The 22,690-nt window shown below is 37.2% G+C and carries 18 protein-coding genes; 9 read left to right on the top strand and 9 right to left on the bottom strand.

All coding sequences use genetic code 11. From position 1 onward, the window contains the following. Positions 1 to 218: 218 nt before the first annotated feature. The 5 genes from rseP to B5X76_RS04795 all read right to left on the bottom strand — a co-directional run bounded on the left by rseP (position 219) and on the right by B5X76_RS04795 (position 6,458). Positions 219 to 1,526, bottom strand: a complete 1,308-nt coding sequence (gene rseP, locus B5X76_RS04775) for an RIP metalloprotease RseP (RefSeq protein ID WP_079641743.1) — start codon at positions 1,524 to 1,526, stop codon at positions 219 to 221. A 10-nt stretch (positions 1,527 to 1,536) separates the two neighbouring features. After that, positions 1,537 to 2,703: a 1-deoxy-D-xylulose-5-phosphate reductoisomerase gene (locus tag B5X76_RS04780; RefSeq protein ID WP_079641745.1), complete on the bottom strand. Its 1,167-nt coding sequence runs from the start codon at positions 2,701 to 2,703 to the stop codon at positions 1,537 to 1,539. A 12-nt stretch (positions 2,704 to 2,715) separates the two neighbouring features. After that, a complete protein-coding gene (locus tag B5X76_RS04785) occupies positions 2,716 to 3,507 on the bottom strand; it encodes a hypothetical protein (protein ID WP_079641747.1) in 792 nt (263 codons plus the stop codon). A gap of 254 nt (positions 3,508 to 3,761) precedes the next feature. Next, positions 3,762 to 5,888 carry a S9 family peptidase gene (locus tag B5X76_RS04790; RefSeq protein ID WP_079641749.1) on the bottom strand — a complete coding sequence of 709 codons (2,127 nt, stop codon included), beginning with the start codon at positions 5,886 to 5,888 and terminating at the stop codon, positions 3,762 to 3,764. Between the two features lie 231 nt (positions 5,889 to 6,119). Continuing rightward, positions 6,120 to 6,458, bottom strand: coding sequence for a DUF3276 family protein (locus tag B5X76_RS04795; protein WP_079641751.1), 339 nt, complete (start codon positions 6,456 to 6,458; stop codon positions 6,120 to 6,122). Positions 6,459 to 6,705: 247 nt separating this feature from the next. Here B5X76_RS04795 and B5X76_RS04800 point away from each other — a divergent pair, with 247 nt between their 5' ends. The 6 genes from B5X76_RS04800 to purH all read left to right on the top strand — a co-directional run bounded on the left by B5X76_RS04800 (position 6,706) and on the right by purH (position 13,261). Further along, positions 6,706 to 7,593: a LiaF transmembrane domain-containing protein gene (locus B5X76_RS04800; protein ID WP_079641753.1), complete on the top strand. Its 888-nt coding sequence runs from the start codon at positions 6,706 to 6,708 to the stop codon at positions 7,591 to 7,593. 22 nt (positions 7,594 to 7,615) lie between these two features. After that, positions 7,616 to 8,650 (top strand): sensor histidine kinase, encoded by a 1,035-nt coding sequence (locus B5X76_RS04805; RefSeq protein WP_079641755.1) that lies wholly within the window; start codon positions 7,616 to 7,618, stop codon positions 8,648 to 8,650. After that, positions 8,643 to 9,380 carry a LytR/AlgR family response regulator transcription factor gene (locus B5X76_RS04810; RefSeq protein ID WP_079641757.1) on the top strand — a complete coding sequence of 246 codons (738 nt, stop codon included), beginning with the start codon at positions 8,643 to 8,645 and terminating at the stop codon, positions 9,378 to 9,380. The genes B5X76_RS04805 and B5X76_RS04810 overlap by 8 nt, the downstream gene beginning before the upstream one ends. A gap of 115 nt (positions 9,381 to 9,495) precedes the next feature. Then, on the top strand, positions 9,496 to 10,836 hold the full coding sequence (locus B5X76_RS04815) for a serine hydrolase domain-containing protein (RefSeq protein WP_176140992.1): 1,341 nt from the start codon (positions 9,496 to 9,498) through the stop codon (positions 10,834 to 10,836). Between the two features lie 90 nt (positions 10,837 to 10,926). Then, positions 10,927 to 11,502, top strand: coding sequence for a phosphoribosylglycinamide formyltransferase (gene purN / locus B5X76_RS04820; RefSeq protein ID WP_079641761.1), 576 nt, complete (start codon positions 10,927 to 10,929; stop codon positions 11,500 to 11,502). A gap of 232 nt (positions 11,503 to 11,734) precedes the next feature. Beyond that, positions 11,735 to 13,261 (top strand): bifunctional phosphoribosylaminoimidazolecarboxamide formyltransferase/IMP cyclohydrolase, encoded by a 1,527-nt coding sequence (purH, locus tag B5X76_RS04825; RefSeq protein ID WP_079641763.1) that lies wholly within the window; start codon positions 11,735 to 11,737, stop codon positions 13,259 to 13,261. A 49-nt stretch (positions 13,262 to 13,310) separates the two neighbouring features. On the opposite strand, the gene B5X76_RS04830 is transcribed toward purH, so the two are convergent. From B5X76_RS04830 to recQ, 4 genes are all read right to left on the bottom strand, one after another. Continuing rightward, positions 13,311 to 14,654 (bottom strand): Na+/H+ antiporter NhaC family protein, encoded by a 1,344-nt coding sequence (locus tag B5X76_RS04830; protein WP_079641765.1) that lies wholly within the window; start codon positions 14,652 to 14,654, stop codon positions 13,311 to 13,313. Positions 14,655 to 15,100: 446 nt separating this feature from the next. Continuing rightward, positions 15,101 to 16,579: an alanine/glycine:cation symporter family protein gene (locus B5X76_RS04835; protein ID WP_079641767.1), complete on the bottom strand. Its 1,479-nt coding sequence runs from the start codon at positions 16,577 to 16,579 to the stop codon at positions 15,101 to 15,103. A 180-nt stretch (positions 16,580 to 16,759) separates the two neighbouring features. Beyond that, positions 16,760 to 17,575, bottom strand: coding sequence for a 3-deoxy-8-phosphooctulonate synthase (gene kdsA / locus B5X76_RS04840; protein ID WP_079641769.1), 816 nt, complete (start codon positions 17,573 to 17,575; stop codon positions 16,760 to 16,762). A 7-nt stretch (positions 17,576 to 17,582) separates the two neighbouring features. Beyond that, a complete protein-coding gene (recQ, locus tag B5X76_RS04845) occupies positions 17,583 to 19,772 on the bottom strand; it encodes a DNA helicase RecQ (RefSeq protein WP_079641771.1) in 2,190 nt (729 codons plus the stop codon). A gap of 92 nt (positions 19,773 to 19,864) precedes the next feature. Here recQ and B5X76_RS04850 point away from each other — a divergent pair, with 92 nt between their 5' ends. From B5X76_RS04850 to B5X76_RS04860, 3 genes are all read left to right on the top strand, one after another. Continuing rightward, positions 19,865 to 20,830, top strand: coding sequence for a KpsF/GutQ family sugar-phosphate isomerase (locus B5X76_RS04850; RefSeq protein ID WP_079641773.1), 966 nt, complete (start codon positions 19,865 to 19,867; stop codon positions 20,828 to 20,830). Between the two features lie 160 nt (positions 20,831 to 20,990). Next, the gene (locus B5X76_RS04855; RefSeq protein ID WP_079641775.1) at positions 20,991 to 21,365 is read left to right on the top strand and encodes a DUF1573 domain-containing protein; all 375 of its coding nucleotides are present in this window, start codon (positions 20,991 to 20,993) and stop codon (positions 21,363 to 21,365) included. 116 nt (positions 21,366 to 21,481) lie between these two features. Further along, complete coding sequence (locus tag B5X76_RS04860; protein ID WP_079641777.1) at positions 21,482 to 22,684, top strand: pyridoxal phosphate-dependent aminotransferase; 1,203 nt, start codon at positions 21,482 to 21,484, stop codon at positions 22,682 to 22,684. Positions 22,685 to 22,690: the final 6 nt, after the last annotated feature.

A 22,690-nucleotide genomic window follows, 5' to 3' on the forward strand; every position in this document is an offset into this window, starting at 1 on the left:
TTTCATATTAAATCAAAGCTACAGAAGTTGACAATATTTCAAAAGTACTATTTTTATAAATCATTAATAATCAACAATCATTATACAAATCGAACATCCAGCTATGTAATAACTTTAGTTAAAGAATTATTTTGAGACATACATATTCTAACTCATTTAAACAAAAGAGCCTGCATAGTACTATGCAGGCTCTTTTAGCGTAACTCTTTATAAAAAACTTACCACTTTAAAATATCATTCCCAAATGTAAAGAGCATCAGCGCGATCAGTATGAAAAATCCCACCATTTGAGCTGTCTCTAAGAATTTATCACTTAATGGCTTTCCTTGTACCATTTCTACAAGCAAGAAAATCACATGCCCACCATCCAACGCTGGGATAGGTAATAAATTCATAAAAGCGAGGGCCATAGATAATGTCCCTACAAGTGTCCAAAAACGCATCCAATCGACCTCTTTACCAAACATTTTGGCAATACCTACAGGTCCAGAAAGAGCTTTATCTGCACGAACCTCCCCTTTGAATATCTTGCCAAATCCTTTAATATTATCTGTGATGACCGAGAAAGCTTTGTTTACACCAATAGGTAGAGACTCAGCAAAAGCATAGTTGTACCTCACGATAGGCTGAGGATTAGTAAATCCTAAAATCGATGACGTATCGGCAGCAGCAACCAGTTGCAGCGAATCTACACCACGCATCACGTCCAGCTTGATTTCCTTCCCTTTACTCTTAGCTAGCTCTTCTTGAAAAACATCAAAACGATCCACTTTAACTCCATTAATTCCTACGATGCTATCTCCTTTTAACAGTCCCATCTTTTCAGCCCGAGACTCTTTATAAACAGAATCCACCGGAGCCATTTTAAAGATAGGTGTTACAAATTCATTTCTTTTATGCTCCGCGATTTCGTTTAACATCGTAGCAGGTAAAACAACATCCAATGTCTTTCCAGCTCTTTCAACCTGTAGCGTTGCATCTCCCATCAAGACGTCAGAGGTCATCAAATCCTTGTAGAATAAATTTGCCTTATTTCCATTTACGGCAATAATCTTATCTCCATCTTTAAGTCCTATATTTTGTCCTATTATACCAGGTTTGACACCATACAACTTTGTATTATCAAAATCAGCCTCTCCGTACTTGAATGTAATCATCCAGAATACAACTATACCTACGATAACATTAACAATAATACCACCCAGCATAACTATAAGACGCTGCCAAGCTGGTTTTGAACGAAACTCCCACGGTTTGGGTTCCGCCTTCATCTGTTCGGCATCCATAGATTCATCTATCATACCGGCAATCTTAACATAACCACCTAAAGGCAACCAGCCTATACCATATTCACAACCTTTATAATTGAACTTGAAAAGTTTAACGCCCCAAGCATCGAAAAACAAATAAAACTTTTCGACCTTAATACCAAACATTCGAGCGGCTAAAAAATGCCCCAGTTCGTGTAATATAATTAAAATAGACAGCGCTAAAATAACCTGTCCAATCATCACTAATGTTCCCATCTATTAAATTTTAGTTTCTCAACTTACTTATTAAATCTCGTGCCACAAGCCTACTTTCTTGATCAAAAGCTATGTAATCGTTTAAATTAAGATTTTCACGGTTACCAATATGACATAATGTCTTCTCTAAAATATCCGACATTCCTAGGAATGACACCCTATCCTGTAAAAAGGCATCTACTGCAATCTCGTTTGCCGCATTTAAAATACAACATCTATTTCCCCCTTCTTTTAAAGCTTCATAAGCCAACCCTAGATTTTTGAAAGTATCGAAATCTGGTCGTTCAAAAGTTAGTTCAGCGTAATCCAAAAAATTAAACCGCTTAAACTCATTCTTTAATCGCTTAGGATAGGTCAATGCATATTGAATGGGTACCTTCATATCGGGAACTCCCATTTGAGCCTTCATAGAACCATCTTCAAACTGCACGATAGAGTGTATAATGGATTGTGGATGTACTATTACATCAATTTGAGACAATTCTAAATCAAACAACCATTTTGCTTCAATCACCTCTAGCCCCTTATTCATCAAAGAAGCGGAATCTATTGTGATCTTTGCACCCATCGCCCAGTTTGGATGTTTCAGAGCCTGCTCCCTCGTAACCCTTGCGAGGTCCTCAGCAGTTTTCCCCCGAAATGGCCCACCAGATGCCGTAAGGTATATTTTTTCAATCGCATTATCTTCACCTACTAGGCATTGAAAGATTGCAGAATGCTCTGAATCTACAGGCAACATCTTTACATTATGCTTGCGAGCCAGATCCATGACAAGCTCCCCAGCAATGACAAGAGTCTCTTTATTTGCTAAGGCAATGTCTTTACCACACTTTATGGCCTCGACTGTAGGACGCAATCCAGCTGCTCCAACAATAGCATTCAAGACCACTTCAACTCCCACCAGAGTAGCAGCCTCAATCAGTCCTTCTTCACCGACAAGCACTCTACATTCTATATTTGCTAATGCAGCCTTTACCTGACTGTAGTATTCTTCTTTGATAATGACAACGACTTCTGGCTTAAACTCCAATGCTTGTCGAATTAACAAATCGACACTATTACTGGCAGTCAATGCAGAGACTTCAAACTTGTCGGGGAAAGATCTAACGACATCGAGGGCTTGAGTCCCGATACTTCCTGTTGATCCTAATATAGCTACACTTTTCTTCTTCTCCACTTATCCCTTTACTTAAATAATATTTTTCAATAACTCTGGATCATCACTTCCCTTATACTCCTTCATCATATCGACATAAGCCACTGCCATAACCAAACTCACGGAAGGAATGATGATAAAGGTATTCAATAGGCTCGAAATCTTGGCCAATAACGGGTACTCAAAGTATTCAAATGTCAATTGTAAAATATAGGCAGAAGCCAGAACCAACATCAAGATCAACAAATTCACAACATTTCCCTTTGTAAAAGCGACGCTCAATCTTCCTGCCCTAAATACATTATAATTCTTTTCTAAAATAAAAAAAGGAAAGAAAGATATGCGGATTAAAACCAACATCATGACAATACCTGTCAACAATGGATTGATCTCCCACAAAATGGTATCCATATCTACATTCATATATAACAAAGGCATACATACAATAGAACATCCCAGATATATTAAACTCGTCAAGATAGAATATGTAATAAGCCCTAATAAAAAATTAAAGAATTGCTTAACAGATGGAACATAAGTCATTAGTTCCGCATGTTCTACATTATTAGCAAGTAATATAGCTCTTTTAATCAAAATCAGTTGTAATCCAAAAAACAAAACAACAAAAACAAGCAGCAATAAGACCTTTACAGCACTACCGGTAATATCACTAAGATACATAGCTAAAAATGTAGACAGATTATTTGTCACAAATAAGAGAAAGCACAACCCAGCGACAGATATATAGTGTTTTCTCAAAATATTTAAAGCTCTGAAAAACACATCATTTGCTTTAAACGTACTTTCCTTTAAAAATTCTAACATATAAACGGATAATACTGCAAAGATGATATATTTTTTGGATTACATCAACCGAAACTAAATCTTTTTAAACTCTTCTCTCCTAGGCAATATGATCGTCTGAGCAAGAGGTAACATTATTAAAACAAACCCATGAATATTCCTAAGAATGATACTACAAAAAATGCATCACTTTAGAAAAGTGATGCAAAACAATGAATTGTAGGATATACTAATTAAATGCTATTAGATTTAATATCAGCTAACGGCATAAACTATTATTTAAATTCTTTTGGCAAAGGCCTTTCTAATAGATATTGATAATAGAATCTAGCACGTTCTCTAAAGTCGTAAGCCACCTTCGATCTATTCCAACCGTGTCTGCTTCCAGGATAAATCATTAATTCAAATGGAACACTACGATCAGTCAACGCGTCAACCAATTGTATAGTATTCTGCATATGTACGTTATCATCCATATCACCATGCATAATCCTTAAACCACCTTTATATTTGTCAACATAAGTAAGAATTGAACCATTTTTGTAACCTTCAGCGTTATCTTGAGGCGTATCCATCCAACGTTCGGTATAATGCGTATCGTATAATTCCCAACCTGTAACAGGTGCCCCTGAGATACCATAGTCAAAATAGTCGGCTCCTTTTGTCAATGCTAGACAAGTCATATATCCTCCATAACTATGTCCCGTAATCAACAATTTGTTTTTCGCAATCCAAGATTTGGATTTTAACCATTTGGCAACTGTAATATAATCAATCATCTCCCAGTGTCCTAGATTTCTGTGCATTAATGCCACTCCTTGCTTGCCAAAATGCCCAGAAGCACGGTGATCACAAGCGATCTGAACAACACCTTCATTGGCCCAGTACTGATTAGATGTACCTTTCCAGGTATTTTTAACAGTACCAGCATCTGGCCCACCATAAATACTCATGATTACGGGGTATTCCTTTTGCTCATCAAAATCCGTTGGATATGTAATTACGATAGGGAGATCAAACTTACCGTCTTCAGACTTAATCGTAAAATACGCTGTCTTGCCAATTTTATAATTGTCAAAATCCGCAGATTTAGAATCCGCCAACTCTTTTAACACCTTACCTTGGTTATCCACTAAGGCGACCTTAGAAGGTGTAATTACATTGGAATAGTTTGTAATGAAATACTTTCCGTCTGGAGAAACATTTACATTATGGGTAAAATCACCAAAAGTCAATCGTTTCAGATTTCTCCCGGAATAATCCACTCTATATAAATCCATCGTTGCTGAATTCTCTTTACGGGCTGTGAAATAAATAATCTTACTCTTTTCATCAATATGAGCTAAAGAACTCACTTGCCAATCTCCTTGCGTAATCGGATTTAACAACTTACCTTCCAAGGTATACAAATAATAATGTGCCCACCCCGTCTTATCCGATTTCAAGATATAATGTTTATTATCTCCTAGATAAGTAATTCGTTCATCATGATCTAGATTAATCCAAGTAGCCTGTACCTCATCATAAATCTCTTTTTTTAATCCTGTATTAGGATCTACTGCATAAAACTTTAAATTATTCTGGTCTCTGTTCATCCATTGAACCATAATAGATTCACTATTAAAGCTCCAATAAGGTTGTCCAAAATATTGATCGTCCTTTTCGTTAAATGAGGCCCAAGTAACTGACGATCCTTCCGCTTTTACAAACCCTATCTTTACTTCAGGATTATCTTGTCCTGCTTTTGGGTATCTAGTCTCTTCTAAATAGCCATTCTGACCTTTTGAAACGTAAATAGGAAACATCGGTACTTTAGAATCATCAAAACGCATAAAAGCTATTTTCTTGCTATCAGGAGACCACCAAAATGCCTTATAATTAGTAGCTCTCCCTAGTATCTCTTCGTAATAGACCCAAGAAGACCAACCATTATATATCACATCCGTCCCATCATTGGTATATTGAAGTTCCTTTCCATCGTCAACACTAACGCTAAATAGATTACTAGCTCGGGTAAACGCTATACGTTTACCATCTGGCGATAACGTTGGATTTTGTTCTTCTTTATCTGGCGAATTAGTTACTTGCTTTGCCGCTTCTTGGCCATACTTGATATAAATATCTTTATCCTTTACAAAAACCTGTACATCGCTACTGGGTAGAGGGGTATACAGCTCTCGCTTCCCAGACTTAACATTTACCTTATAAGTTTTCCTGTCAGACTGATCCATCTCAAGATAGTTTTCTTTATCCGCCCAACCAATATAACCATTAATGGCTTTGGTAACAGTATATCCCCTGCCCCAGGATTCATCAAAACTCAAACGTTTGGTCTGTCCTTCCACTGGCTGTTGAAAAACCAAAAAGGACACCACAAAAAGACTACTAAACAATTTGTTCATAACTTATTTAAAAAAGAATAGTTTTACGAAAGTAAAAAACACCTAGTTGCTTCCGTAAAGATTATTGTAACATATTTACCACGAAATACCCGTCGTCCAGCAACGACCATAAAAAAACACTTATCTTCTGCAACCACTAAACATCTTAATAATTTAATGATAGTGCATATAATACAGAAAAAAGCCACTTTATTGAAAAGTGGCTCGCTATAACCTTTGAAAAGCTTTTGGTTAGAATGAATAATTATTCTTTTCTACCAACTCCTCGTTACCTTCGTATGCAGAATCATCTTGACTAGGCTCGTATCTCTTCTCAACAACTTCTTGATTTGATTTGATGTATTCTACCACATCTGTAAGTCCTTCTGCAAATTTCTCAAAATCTTCTTTATATAAGAATATCTTGTGTTTGATAAACTGACCATCTTCAAAACGCTTTTTGCTCTCAGTGATAGTCACATAGTAATCATTTGATCGCGTAGCCTTTACATCAAAAAAATAAGTACGTTTTCCAGCTCTCACCTTTTTTGAAAATACTTCTTCACGCTCTTTGTTTTCAAAATCTCCCATTAGTCTAGTTAAGTATTTAAGTTTAAATCCTATTTTTTAATTCCATAAATATATAATAATTAATTTTAAACATCCAAATTTTATTGAAAAAATATGTATTTTTCACAGATTATTTTAATTCCGGTAAGAAGTGTGTTATTTTCACCGACTAAATGAAGCCATTTACCGAACAAGAGAAATCATATACCTAATAGCAATATGGCTATTTAGTTGAAGTGACTACTTTTGGGATATAAATAATATTGAAATGGAAACAACAGACAACATGCAACAAAAACCGGTACTTCCACCAAATAATAATAAAAGTTCAACTACAGTTGGAGCCATAATCATATTGTTCGGTCTTTTTCTCCTGTTGAAGAACTTAGACTTTGGCTATCTATTTCCTAGATGGATCTTTGGGTGGCAAATGATTTTGATTATTATTGGTCTTGTAATAGGTGTTAATTCGAAGTTCCAAAAAAAATCTTCACTTATTCTAATTACCATCGGTGGAGTTTTTCTGCTAAGGGAAATGCTGGATTTTAATCCCGGAAAAATATTGATCCCCGCAGTAGCGATAATATTAGGTATTTATATAATTAATAGAAATCGTAAAGTTCCTGAAATACCAGTGACGCCGCCTGAAAACACACCGCAACATCCAACCGATGAATTTGACTGGGATAAGAGAGTTATTGACGTTACAGATCAACAATCTTCATATGAAGCTCCGCGTGCCAATAAGCAGAACTTCAATGAGGAAAATACATATAATGATCAAAGAGCTCCTAAAGGAAATGCGTTCTACTATGCGGAGAATTATCTAAAAATCGACTCTATATTTGGAAGTGCAAAAAAAATAGTATTGTCAAAAAACTTTTTAGGTGGTACGATGACAAATATCTTCGGCAGTACAGAGGTTAATCTGTTACAAGCAGATCTCAATCAGCCTGCAGTAATTGATATCTTCCAATTATTTGGTAGCACTAAAATCATTGTCCCTCCGCACTGGACAGTATCACCCTCTGTTTCATCTATTATGGGCGAAAGTGATGATAGACGTGTAATTATCAACCATCCATTTGATGAAAATAAAAAACTCTTTATTACGGGTACTTCTATATTCGGAAGTTTAACAATAAAAAATAGCTAAACAGGAATCCATGTCCTCAACTATGTTTAAACTAAAATCAAAAAACATGCTGATGCACATCAGCGCATGGACTATTTTTGTACTGTATTTTCTAGCATCTTACTTTCTCTTATGGTGGGAGTTTCACCCTCTTAAAGTTAACCCCATAGAACCAGCAATAGGAGCTTTATCCATTACAGCCTGTTGCTATCTGATATTCAGCTCTATGCAATTTTATATGCCTAGAAAGAATCAATATGTTAAGATTACAGTTATTTGTATTGTGTTGACCATACTGAGTTTAGGGATATCACTTTTTTCATCAACTCGTTTTTTTGATAATCCTTCCATCAATCATTATTATGAGCGTCTTCCCTACCGTTTCATAATAAACTTCCTTTTGTTGATGTGCGTGATGATCATAAATATCTTTTGGAATATCCAAGAAGAATATCACGAAAACAAAAAAAGAAAAGAAGAATCAGAAAAACTGGTGCGTGATGCTGAATTATACAATTTGAGACAACAGCTTCAGCCACATTTTCTATTCAACAGTTTGAATTCAATTATTGCATTGATTACTGTAAAACCAGATCTAGCAAAAAAGATGACATTTCAATTATCCGATTTCTTAAGAGGAACTTTGAGAAAGGATGATAAACAGCTGATACAATTAGCTGATGAGATCAAACACCTTGAACTCTATCTGGAAATTGAAAAAGTAAGATTTGGTCATCGCCTCAACACGACCTTTATATATCCAGAAGAAGTATTAACGGCCAAAGTACCCAGTATGATTGTCCAGCCTCTGATGGAGAATGCTATAAAACACGGCTTGTACAATGTAACGGGAGATGTTTTGATAGAAACAATCATCAATATGGAACCCCACATGTTGACCATTGAAATTACAAATCCATATGACTCTGATCAATTTTACAATTCGAAAGGAACAGGCTTCGGTCTAACCAGTATACAAAGACGTCTATTCTTAATTTACGGTAGGACAGACTTGTTAAGCATTAGAAAAAAAGAAAACCAATTTACAGCAACCATTAAAATACCTCAACATGATTAAAGCAATTGTAATTGATGACGAACCTCTAGCGCGCATGATCGTGCAAGGATATTTAGAGAATGAAGGTGATATCCAGGTTGTGGCAGAATGTGGTGATGGCTTCGAAGGAGCCAAGGCCATCCATCAACATAAACCAGACTTAGTTTTTTTGGATATTCAAATGCCTAAGTTAACAGGCTTTGAAATGCTAGAGATTCTAGATGACATGCCACATGTGGTATTCACTACCGCTTTTGAAGAGTTTGCTATTAAAGCATTTGAAAAATCTGCGGTAGACTACTTATTAAAACCAATATCCGAAGATAGGTTTAAACAGGCTATACAAAAATTTCGAAATATTCACGGATCAAACCAAGCGCAAAAGGCAATCAAAAATCTCCAAGAAGAAGTCGAAGAAGATGTATTGGAGCGCATAGTTGTTAAAAATGGGACGCAAATCAAATTGATACCTGTCCAACAGGTAATCTACCTGGAGGCCTATGATGACTACGTTAAAATCCACACCAAAGAAGGTATGTTTTTAAAGAACAAAACAATGTCTTCCTTCGAAAAACAATTGGATGCTAAACAATTTGTCCGCGTACACCGATCCTTCATTATCAAAGTAGATCAATTAGCTAAGATTGAACCTATGGAAAAAGAAAGCTATAGGGGGATGTTGTTAAATGGGGATAAAGTCAACATCAGTAAATCAGGCTATGCACGCTTAAAACAAACAATTGGATTATAACTTACTGTTTTTGTAGCTTTGTAGCATGATCAAAAATGCAATATACACGCTTATTACTTTATTCTATGGGTGCTTTGCCTATTCTCAATCTGCCCTAGAAAAAAGCAATAGAATAGTGTACAATAGAATAGAGTATTTCTTTAACACACAGCAAACTGATTCTATTTATGCTATGGCTAGTCCAGATTTTAAAAAAAATATTCCTTTCAAAAACCTGGAAATAGCATTACAATACTTTTATAATTTTGGGCAGATCAAAGAAGCAATTCCAGCTACGTTTAGCAGTGGGATAGCCGGTTACAATCTGACCATAGGAAAAAACAAAGCATCTCTTTTGCTAAAAACAGATAGTACATTCCATTTCGACCTATTTAAGATTCAGGATCAAGAAATAGTGACAGAGAAAAAGGAAAACGTAAAATCCATCGTTCTTAAAACAAATCCCCTAGACGAATTTATTGATTCAATAGCGAAAACATATATCGAGCAAAAAAATGCCCAGGCACTAGCCATCGGAGTAATCCATAAGGGTAAAATCAATACTTTCTACTATGGCGAAACTATTAAGGGCGACTCCCTTTCTATCCCTAAAGACAATACGCTATTTGAATTAGGGTCGATCACGAAAGTATTCACGGCATCGCTATTGGCTAATTTGGTCGAAAATCAAGTCATAACACTTGAGGATAGTATTACCAAATTCCTACCAGACTCTTTAGCACAAAACACTTACCTCCAGAAGATTACCTTCAAACACCTAGCAAACCACACTTCAGGTCTTCCACGGTTAGCAGCGAATCTAGATAAAGCTCCAAAATTCTCGATGCTTGACCCTTACGCGAACTATGGTCGCAAAGAGTTGTTTTCCTATTTAAAAAACATAAAACTGGAAAGTGACCCAGGCGACAAATTTGAATATAGCAACACTGGTTTTGCTTTATTAGGTGAATTGATTTCCTTGATTACAAAAAAGACCTATGGTCAATATTTATCGGAAACCATCACCCAACCACTGGCTATGGCAAATACGGTAGAAAAAGTGAATCCAAAAACGCAACAAGCAGCCAAAGTTTACAATAGTACAGGCGTTGAAGTACCGATGTGGCAATGGCAGGCTTATGCGGCAACAGGGGCATTAAAATCAACAATCACTGATATGTTGAGATTTGCTCAGGTTCAATTTAAAATGCCGGAAAGCAAACTAGAACAAGCGTTCGCCCTCACCCGACAATTTACCTATTACTTACCCCCGTCAACAGATATTGGTTTAGCTTGGCATATGAATATGACAAATGATGTAATACAGTATTGGCACAACGGCGGTACAGGAGGTAGTTCATCATTCTTAGCACTAATTCCGGACAGTAAATCCGCAATCATTGTCTTATCCAATTCAGCTCTTTCTGTTGACCAGATAAGTGCACAGATAATAAGTAAAGTGATAGATACAAAATAGTCGACAAAAATCGCAAACACCAAGATTTTTGGCTAAGTTTGGAGGTATTACAAAATAAGAGCTCCATTAAGTAAAAGAACAATTTATTCAATGAAAAAGAGAATAGCTATTTTTGCTTCAGGTTCAGGTTCTAATGCACAAAAAATCATGGAACACTTCAAGTATTCTGATGATGCCGAAGTTGCATTAGTATTAAGCAACAATCCTGATGCCTACGTACTACAGCGTGCAGACAACTTTGAAATTCCATCACATGTTTTTGACAGACACGACTTTTACCAAACGGATGAGGTCGTATCCCTCCTGAAGAGATTAGAGATCGATTTAGTGGTATTAGCTGGTTTTTTATGGCTTGTTCCACAGAATCTTTTAAATGCTTTCCCCAATAAGATTATAAACATTCATCCTAGCCTTCTTCCGAAGCACGGTGGCAAAGGAATGTATGGAGACCGTGTTCATAACGCGGTCCTACTAGCCGGCGATGAAGAACATGGTATCACAATACATTTCGTTAATGAAAAATTTGACGAAGGAGAGGTTATCTATCAGGGGCGTTTCAAGGTGGAAAAAGGAGATACACTCGAGATTTTGAAATTTAACGGACAGCAACTCGAACATCTGCACTATCCTAAAGTAATAGAAAATCTCATAAAAAAATACAATTAAAACTCTTATCGGGCCAAGCCTTCTACAATGAAGAAGCTTGGCCCGATAAGCTTTTATAGATCATTGTAAAATAGTAGTTTTCGTTTTTACACGAATTTCAAGGTTAGCAATAGGGATTAAATACAGAATTTAGTACCTTTGCAACTTTAAATAAAAACTTTCATACACCACTTAGGAACAGGCAAAAAAGTTCTTGATGGCAATTAAACACTGACACTTTCAGAAAAAAATAATGAATCATCCTGTTAAGATTAAAAATGCATTGGTTTCGGTCTATTACAAAGACAACCTTGCCCCTCTTATCCAACTTTTAAACAAATACGGAGTTACTTTCTACTCTACAGGCGGTACGGAAGCCTTTATCCGTGATTTAGGAATTGGAGTAGAACGTGTTGAAGATTTAACAAGCTATCCCTCTATTCTTGGAGGCCGTGTTAAGACATTGCATCCAAAGATATTTGGTGGTATCTTATCCCGCCGTCCATTAGAAGATGACAAAAAACAACTAGAACAATTCGAAATCCCTGAGATTGACTTGGTAATTGTCGACTTATACCCATTTGAAGAGACTGTAGCTTCAGGCGCAGCTGATGAAGACATTATCGAAAAAATTGATATTGGCGGAATATCCTTAATTCGAGCTGCTGCAAAGAACTTTAACGATGTCGTTATCATCTCCTCTAAAAATGACTATAAAGAATTGGAAGAGATTTTAGCGAATCAAGAAGGGACAACCACGCTGGAACAACGTAAATCTTTTGCAAAACGTGCATTCAACACATCTTCGCATTATGATACGGCAATATTCAACTATTTCAACCAAACTGAACCATTAGAAGTGTTCAAACAGTCTGAACAAAAGGCTCAAGTATTACGTTACGGTGAGAACCCACATCAAAAAGGTGTATTCTTCGGTAACCTTGACGCTATGTTTGACAAGTTGAATGGGAAAGAGCTTTCTTATAACAATTTGGTTGATGTTGATGCAGCTGTTGCTATCATTGATGAGTTTCAAGAACCGACATTCGCCATCTTGAAGCACACGAATGCGTGTGGAGTTGCTTCTCGTTCAACAGTGAAACAAGCGTGGATAGATGCCTTGGCCTGTGATCCAGTATCAGCCTTTGGTGGAGTATTGATTACAAATGGGACAGTTGATGGCGAGACAGCGAAAGAAATAAACAACTTATTTTTTGAAGTTCTCATCGCACCTTCGTATACGGAAGAAGCAATAGCAATACTGACAGAAAAGAAAAACCGCATCATTCTAGTACGTAAAGAAGTTGAATTACCAACACAACAATTCAAAACGTTGTTGAATGGAGTAATCCAACAAGATAAAGATAACACGGTTGAAGGTCCTGAACAAATGACGGCTGTCACGACTGTCGTACCTACAGCAAGCCAATTAGAGGATTTGTTTTTTGCAAACAAAATTGTGAAGCATACTAAATCAAATACGATAGTATTTGCCAAAAATGGAACCTTAATAACTTCGGGTGTAGGACAGACTTCTCGTGTTGATGCTTTAAAACAAGCTATCGAAAAGGCTAATGCGTTTGGTTTTGATTTAATAGGTTCATCTATGGCGTCCGACGCTTTCTTTCCTTTCCCTGACTGTGTTGAAATAGCGTCTGAAGCTGGAATAGCAGCCGTATTACAACCAGGTGGATCAATCAAAGACCAACTATCTATTGATATGGCCAATGAAAAAGGAATCGCAATGGTAACCACAGGCGTGAGACATTTCAAACATTAATATATAGAATACATAAAAAAGGGAGCTTTATAAGCTCCCTTTTTTATGTCTAATCGGTGATATTACTTTTTGTTCGCTTCGAAAAAACAATAAATAACAACGTTGCAATACCTGTTAAAAATGGGTAGTATAAATATTGTATTAGCTCAAACGGAGGCAAAGCGGGTTTTCCACTACCACCTTCAAAAACAGCTGCTGAAGCAGCTAATGCAGCAAGTATCTGGGCTCCATAAGGAATTACCCCTTGTATAAAACATGAAGTCGTATCCAAGATACTAGCAACCCTCTTAGGATTCAGGGAAAATTTATTCGATATTTCTTTTGCAATTGGCCCTACAATCACAATTGTAATTGTATTATTAGCGAGGGCCAAATTCACAAGTGCAGTCAATATACCAATCCCCAGCTCTGCACCTTTAGGCGACCGTATCTTTCCAAGAATTGTATTCAGCAAATAATCGATCCCACCGTTAAATCGGATCACGCCAACCACTCCCCCTATAACTAAACAGAGTAAACTAAGTTCAAACATACTGGCAAAACCTTGGTTGACACTGGCAACACTCTCTAGCAAACTAATATCTCCCGTCAGCAAACCAATACATAATGCGACTAAAACACCAACACCTAAAGTCCAAATAACCTGCAACCCAAATATTGCCAAAAGAAAAACAACAAGATAAGGGACTATCTTTATCAATTCATAATCAGCAACACTCAATGTACTTATCTTCTGCTCGAACTGCAATCCTAAGAAATAATAGATCACAGATACCAAGACCGCCACGGGAAAAACAATTGCAAAATTCACTTTAAATTTATCCCGCATACCAACATTTTGTGTGCGTGTAGCGGCAATAGTTGTATCCGAGATAAAGGACAGATTGTCCCCAAACATTGCGCCGCCTACTACAGCAGCCAAGGCTAGTGCCATTATACCTGGGATATGTGATTCAAACCCCACCGCTATTGGGGCTAAAGCAACTATAGTTCCAACAGAAGTACCTAATGAAATAGAAATAAAACAAGAGATCAAAAAGATACCCGAAATTATGAAGCCAGGTGACACGTACGTTAGCGCAAAATTAACAGTGGAAGAAATTGCTCCTATTGAATTAGATATACTGCCGAAAGCTCCTGCTAACAAGAAAATAAGAATCATGACCAATATATTCTCATCACCGGATCCCAAAGAGAAATGTTTTAATTTATCAGCAAAGGACTTCTTTGGATACTGAATAAAAGCAATAAACAGACTCAGTACAAAAACGACAAGCACCGGAACCGCATAAAAGTCTTTCAAATAAAGAGACGTTGAAAAATAAATCAATACAAATGCTAGCAATGGCAATAGAGCCCAAGCCTTACTATACTCCTTTTGTTTATTATTCATATGTAAATAAATGTCTTTTAACGGCCATTAACTTGTTCCGATTGTCTTCGACGAGCTCCTTACGTCGGTTTATCGGAATGGAATATCCAAAGTATTTTCACGCATATCTGTGCACTCTGTACTACATGGATATTTCATCGGTTTACAACCTGTTTCTTATCTGTCATTAACTTGTCCCGACTAGCCGGGAGGGTATACTGAAATTGCACACAAAATTACAATTCATATACGATATATGATACAATATAAACTATAATACAACGTGTGGCACACTGTTTGCAAGTGAACTTTCACTATTTAAACAAACTTAATATTATGAGAAAGCTTTCTTATACCACTTTCTTACTGCTACTCTTTGTTGCATTTGTCTTGATATTTGCGACAACATGTATTGGCGGACTTAATTAGGGGAATAGAAAAAGGGGTAGTAAAGACCACCCCTTTTTCTATTTTTCCCAAAAATCTGCATTTTTAATACCAAGTTCTTTCGGATTGAATTCAGGATCTTCAATTCCCTGCTTTCTCTTTGAGACATAGTCCTTCCATACCTTCATTGCAGTCTTGCTCATTAAGACAATAGCAATTAAGTTGACCCAAGCCATCAAACCTACACCGATATCACCTAGATCCCAAGCTAACTTCGCTGTCTTTATTGTACCAAAATAAGTAGAGAACAAGAAGACAATCCGCAATATCCAGATGACCATCTTTTTATTCTTACCCTTCACAATATAAGCTACATTAGTTTCCGCGTAATAATAATAAGCCATGATCGTAGTGAAAGCAAAGAAGAACAAAGCTATCGCCACGAACTGATTACCAAATCCTGGAAAGTGGTGTGAGACTGCCGCCTGTGTAAATCCATCGGCAGCTATCCCTGGAATATTCTCTTTCAATAAAGAGATTGCATGGCCAGACTGATCAAATCCCTCAGCAACATTGTACATACCGGTAAACAAGATCATCAAAGCAGTCGCTGTACAGACGAAGAGTGTATCTACATATACAGAGAATGCCTGCACCAATCCCTGTTGAGCAGGATGTCGCACATCCGCAGCAGCTGCCGCATGAGGAGCGGTCCCTTGACCTGCTTCATTTGAATAAATCCCTCGTTTAACCCCCCAGGCTATAGCCATTCCAACCACCCCCCCAAATGTTGCATCCATACTGAATGCTGAAGTAAAAATAAGTTTAAAAACGGCCGGAATCTGTGTAAAATTCATCCCAATGATAATCAAAGCCATTAGGATATAGGCACCAGCCATAAAGGGTACAATAAACTCGGAGGCTTGTCCCAGCCGCTTTACTCCGCCTATAATAATAACTGTAAGCAATAGTACAACTACAATCCCAACCCAACTTATAGTCATATCAAAATTACCTAAAGAAATTACACTGTTAGAATAGTCAAACGCATTTGTTATCGTGCCATTAATCGCATTACTCTGAACCCCTGGGAGTAGAAACCCAGTACTCACAATAGTTATCACTGCAAATAAAACCGCATACCATTTTACACCCAATCCCTTTTCTATATAATAAGCTGGTCCGCCTCTAAACTCTCCACCTTCTTTTTGCTTATAAACCTGGGCCAGTGCTGATTCTACGAACGCAGAGGCCGATCCCAAAAAGGCGATTGCCCACATCCAAAAAACAGCACCTGGGCCTCCCATAAATATTGCTGTAGCCACTCCAACGATGTTACCTGTACCTACACGTCCAGAAATAGCCAAGGCAAAAGCTTGAAATGAAGATATCCCTTCATCTGACTTCTTCTTTTTAAAAAGAAGATTAACCATATCTTTTAAGTACCGAACTTGGAGAAATCCCGTCCGTAAAGAGAAATAAAGGCCTATCGACAAGCAGAGGTAAATAAAAAAATCGCTCCAAACATAACTTGAAATAGTAGAAATAAGATGTTCCATTAATTAAGGATAGCTGTTATAATTGTCATTTATTCTGTAAATAAAGGCATTTTTTAGGAGAAACTTGAAAAATATTCCAAAAAAGCCAAAAGTAAACTATACAACAAAGGCGTTCTTTAAAACGCCCTAATTGTTTAAAATTTTAACACCAAAACGGAAATATCACGTTATTATTTATCCTTATATGACAGCCTCACGTAGGCGTGTAAGTTTTTGCATCAGTCCCTCAAGCAAATCTAAGTGCAGCATATTTGCACCATCAGACTTTGCATTTGCAGGATCAGGATGCGTCTCAATAAAAAGACCATCGGCCCCCACTGCAATAGCAGCTTTAGCAATGGTCTCGATTAAAGCCGGTTTCCCCCCAGTTACCCCTGTCGTCTGGTTAGGTTGTTGCAAAGAGTGCGTACAATCCATTACCGTAGGTACTTGAAAAGAACGCATCACAGGGATACCTCTAAAATCTACTATCAAATCCTGGTACCCAAAAGAGTTTCCTCTATCCGTCAGGATCACCTTATCATTGCCAGAATCTTTGACTTTATCAACAGCAAATGCCATTGACTCCGCAGATAAAAACTGTCCTTTCTTAATGTTAACCACTTTTCCAGTCTCAGCTGCTGCGGCTAACAATTCCGTCTGTCTACATAAAAATGCCGGAATCTGTAACACATCAACATAAGCTGCAGCCATCGCAGCCTCATGACTCTCATGAATATCTGTCACCGTAGGTACCCCAAACTCTCGCCCCACCTTCTCTAAAATCTTGAGAGCCTTTTCGTCTCCTATCCCTGTGAAGGAATCAATCCTTGAACGATTTGCCTTTCTATAAGACCCTTTGAAAATAAAGGGAATATTCAAAGAATCTGTGATCCGAATAATCCGCTCTGCTATTCGAAGCGCAATTTCCTCTCCTTCAATTGCACAAGGTCCAGCCATCAAAAAGAATTGCTTGGAACCACCATTTTTAATCTCTGGCAAATATTTATCAATCATCTTTTTCTTAATTTCCTAATTCTGATATAAATTTTATCCGCATAAGTTGAATATCCTCATACGTATAGTCTACCTCTCCTAATTCAGACAACGCATCTTTGATAGAGTCAACCTCCGCTGATTTAAAATAATCATATACCTCATCCTGTCTATCTTGATCAATCATTTCATCTACAAAATAGCCAATATTGAGTTTCGTTCCGGAATATACAATAGATTCGACTTCCTTAAGCAAATCCTCATAGGTAATCCCTTTAGATGAAGCAATATCTTCTAAACCTATTTTTCGGTCAATATTCTGAATAATACTTACTTTCAATGCCGATTTGTTTGCAGTGCTCTTGACAATTAAATCTTGTGGTCTATCGATTCCTTTATCTTCTACATAATTCTTAATTAACTCTACAAAAGAAGCTCCAAACTTCACCGCTTTGCCTGCACCGACTCCGTGTACTTGCTTCATCTCGTCCATTGTTATGGGGTAGAGTGTACACATCTCTTCCAAAGATGGATCCTGAAAAATAACAAATGGAGGAAGAGACTTCTGTTTCGCAATTTTCTTACGCAGATCCTTCAACATCGCCAACAGATCGGCATCAAGAGCTCCTGAGGATTGTTTTGGTTCTTCAGAACCGTCCTCATCAGCCGCCTCCATAGGTCTATTCAAGATAAATCTAATAGCATATGGATTATTTAGATAACGTTTGCCATCTTCCGTCAGAGCGAGCAGCCCATAATGATCGATATCTTTCTTTATAAAGTCTGCAAGTTCTCCTTGTCGAATAAGTGAATTCCAATAGTTAACACCTTGTTCTTTACCGGAACCAAATAGTTTATGGTCATCGTGTTTATATGAAGAAATCGGTTGATTATTCTGTCCTAAAAACACATTAATAATATGATGGTCATCAAATTTATCACCTTCTTCTTTGATAAAATTCAACATTTTTATCAAATCTGCTTCAGCATCAAAATATGTCTTCTGCGCACGACAGTTATCACACATGCTATTACACCCCGTCTCGTCAAATTTTTCACCAAAATAGTGTAATATTTGCTTACGTCGACAAACAGAAGACTCGGAGTAATCAATAACTTCTTTAAGAATCTGTGTACCTATTTCACGTTCAGATACAGGCTTATCTTTCATGAATTTTGTCAGTTTCTCGACATCTTTCTTCGAATAGAACGATACACATACCCCTTCACCTCCGTCGCGGCCAGCACGTCCTGTCTCCTGGTAATACCCTTCCATAGACTTTGGAATATCGTGATGAATGACATAACGTACATCAGGTTTATCGATCCCCATCCCAAAAGCTATCGTAGCGACGATTACTTCAACATCTTCCATAAGGAATTTGTCTTGCGTATCAGCACGGGTCTTAGCATCCAACCCCGCATGGTATGGAAGAGCTTTAATTCCGTTAATATTTAATACTTCTGCAATCTCTTCAACCTTCTTCCGACTCAAACAGTATATGATCCCGGTCTTACCGGCATTTCCCCGAATAAATTTAACGATCTCTTTTACGACATTCTTTTTGGTTCTTACTTCATAAAATAGATTAGAACGATTGAATGATGATTTAAACAGGGTCGCATCATTCATCTGCAAGTTCTTCCGGATATCAGACTGCACTTTAGGAGTAGCGGTCGCTGTCAATGCAATAATTGGGATATTCTCTCCTATTCCATTAATAATCGAACGTATTTTACGGTATTCTGGGCGAAAATCATGTCCCCACTCCGAAATACAATGGGCTTCATCTACTGCTACGAAGGAGACCCTAATATTTTTCAAAAACTGCACATTATCTTCCTTAGACAATGATTCAGGTGCCACGTAAAGCAACTTTGTCTTACCTTCAGTAACATCGCTTTTTACTTTCGTAATCTCTCCTTTTGTAAGGGAAGAATTTAGAAAGTGTGCGATACTATCCGTTCCTCCAAAAGCCCGTAGTTGATCCACCTGATTCTTCATCAAGGCAATCAACGGCGATATTACTATGGCTGTACCATTGCTCATCAATGCGGGTAATTGATAGCAAATTGACTTGCCCCCTCCAGTGGGCATGATGACAAAGGTATCTTTCCTATTTAAAACATTCGTAATAATGGCTTCTTGATCCCCTTTAAATGTATCAAAACCAAAGAATTCTTGGAGATTATCGTACAAAGATTTTTCTATTTCCATCTGCGCAGCTACAAAATTAGAAGGTGGTCACCTATCTAAAATTTAAATAACTTATTTTTGTGAATTGTATTATAAAAATAAGGAGATTTTCCGTGAAAAGCAATTCAGAAATAAAAAAAGAGGCCATCGCAGTACTAGAGCTTGAAGCTCAAGCCCTGCTGAATTTAGCAACCAAAATTAATGATGATTTTGTGCAGGTAATACACCTTATTCTAAATCTTCGTGGAAGAGTAATTCTAACTGGTATTGGAAAGAGTGCTATCATCGCCCAAAAAATTGTTGCTACACTAAACTCTACAGGAACACCATCAATCTTTATGCATGCTGCAGACGCCATACATGGGGACTTAGGAATAATACAAAAAGATGACTTAATCATCGCAATCTCTAAAAGCGGAAATACTCCCGAAATAAAAGTTTTAATTCCTTTTCTCAAACAAACACAAAACAAACTTGTCGGCCTTGTAGGAAATACAAAATCATACCTTGCAGAACAGTCAGACTATGTGCTAGACACCACCGTAGAAAAAGAAGCATGTCCAAATAATCTAGCTCCCACCACAAGCACAACTGCCCAACTAGCAATGGGCGATGCATTAGCCGTATGCCTACAGACCGCAAGACAATTTACAGACCGGGACTTTGCCAAATTCCATCCGGGGGGAGCTCTTGGCAAACAACTTTATCTTAAGGTTGGTGACGTGTCTAACCTCAATGCGAAACCCTTTGTACATAAAGAGGATTCTATAAAACAACTGATAATAACCATTACAAAATATCGCTTAGGTGCAACAGCAGTTATTGATAACGAACAAATAGTAGGTATTATTACGGATGGTGATATCCGGAGAATGTTGGAAAAACACGACGATATTTCCGGGCTAAAGGCTGCCGACATCATGTCTAAAAAACCAAAAGAAATTGAAGTAAAAGAACTTGCTGCGAATGCTTTGCATAAAATGAGAGAAAATAACATTTCTCAATTATTAATAACACAAAATGGTAAATACTCTGGTATAATACATATCCAAGACTTATTAAAAGAAGGCATAATTTAAACCAGAAATACGATATTGTAGTCCGATACAAACATTTAATGTAAAAATATTGTTGTTAAAGGCCGCTATCAAATTATCTTAAAATAAAACAATTACTTTTGGCATATCTATTGAAGAGAGTTAAGAATATTTAGCGTACAAAACTATATAATTAAAAAATATGAAAAAGTTATTAAATATAGCAACAGTCTTAATTGCTTTCATCTCATTATCAGCGATGGCTGTCGCCGTTGGAGAATTCAAATTTGAGAAAGAGACACACGATTTCGGGACTATACCTTTTAATAAGCCTGCGAGCTACGAATTCGTATTCAATAATACAGGAGACGCTCCGATTATTGTATCTGAAGTCGCTCCATCTTGTGGATGTTCTGTAGCTGATTTTTCAAAAGCTCCGATAAAACCAGGTGATTCTGGCAAGATCAAAGTTACATACAATGCAGCTACTAAGGGTCCCTTTACGAAATCTTTTACTGTTAAATCAAACACGAAGACGCCCGTAAAGACTTTAACTGTAAAAGGTAACGTTGAATAAAAAAAGAAACTAAAAAGCATATAGAAAGCCGTAACAGATCGAAATCGTTACGGCTTTTTTATACCCTCTCTTTTTGTATCTTTGTACACCATTTTAATACATTAAACTATAGTTATATGCCAAAGATATCACAAAAAGGCATGGATATGCCAGCTTCTCCAATACGAAAACTTACCCCTTTTGCAGATCACGCAAAAAAGGAAGGAAAGAAAATATATCATCTAAATATTGGACAACCTGATATCCAAACACCGGAGATAATGTTAGATGCTTTAAAAAACATAGACTTTAAAGTATGGGCATACACTCCATCAGAAGGAACAGCGTCCTATCGTAATAAGCTAGCAGAATATTACAATAAACTAGAGTACAACATACAACCTACCGATATTCTTGTCACAAATGGGGGGTCCGAAGCTATTACAATAGCCATGCAAGCTTGTCTTAACCCGGGAGAGGAAATTATTATTCCAGAACCTTTTTACGCGAACTATAACGGGTTTGCCTGTTCTTCAGATATAGTAATAAAACCGATAGTATCTCATATAGAAAATGGTTTTGCATTGCCCTCTATCGCTGATTTCGAAAAGGTTATTACCGAAAAGACAAAAGCTATTGCGATATGCAACCCAAACAATCCAACAGGATATCTTTATTCACGTGAAGAACTAGAAGCGTTAAAGGCCATCTGTATCAAGCACGATTTATACCTCTTCTCTGACGAAGCATATAGAGAATTCTGCTACGACGGTCGTGAATTTATTTCCCCTATGCACTTAGAGGGACTTGAAAATAATGTTGTTGTTTTAGACACCGTATCAAAGCGTTATTCTGCCTGCGGAGCCCGTATCGGTTGCTTGATTACCAAAAACAAAGGTCTTTATCAGACTGCTTTAAAATTTGCACAAGCTCGTCTCAGTCCCTCATTAGAAGGTCAAATTGCCGGAGAGGCCGCAGTAGACACCCCTGATTCCTATTTTGAAGCCGTTTCAAAGGAATATACAGCCCGTAGAAATACATTAGTAAAAGGCTTAAATAAAATTGATGGCGTATTCTGTCCTAATCCAGGTGGTGCATTTTACGTTGTAGCAAAATTACCAATTGACAATGCAGATAAGTTTTGTCAATGGATGTTGGAAAAATTCTCTTACGAAAACGAAACAGTCATGATGGCGCCTGCAACAGGGTTTTACAGTACCGTTGGACTTGGATTAAATGAAGTTCGTCTAGCCTATGTCCTAAATCAAGATGATTTAAAACGTGCTTTAATCTGCTTAGAAAAAGCACTTCAAGAATATCCAGGTAGAAGGGAGTTTTAATAGTTT

Origin of the sequence: Sphingobacterium nematocida, assembly GCF_900168125.1 — a bacterium.
Lineage (GTDB): Bacteria > Bacteroidota > Bacteroidia > Sphingobacteriales > Sphingobacteriaceae > Sphingobacterium > Sphingobacterium nematocida.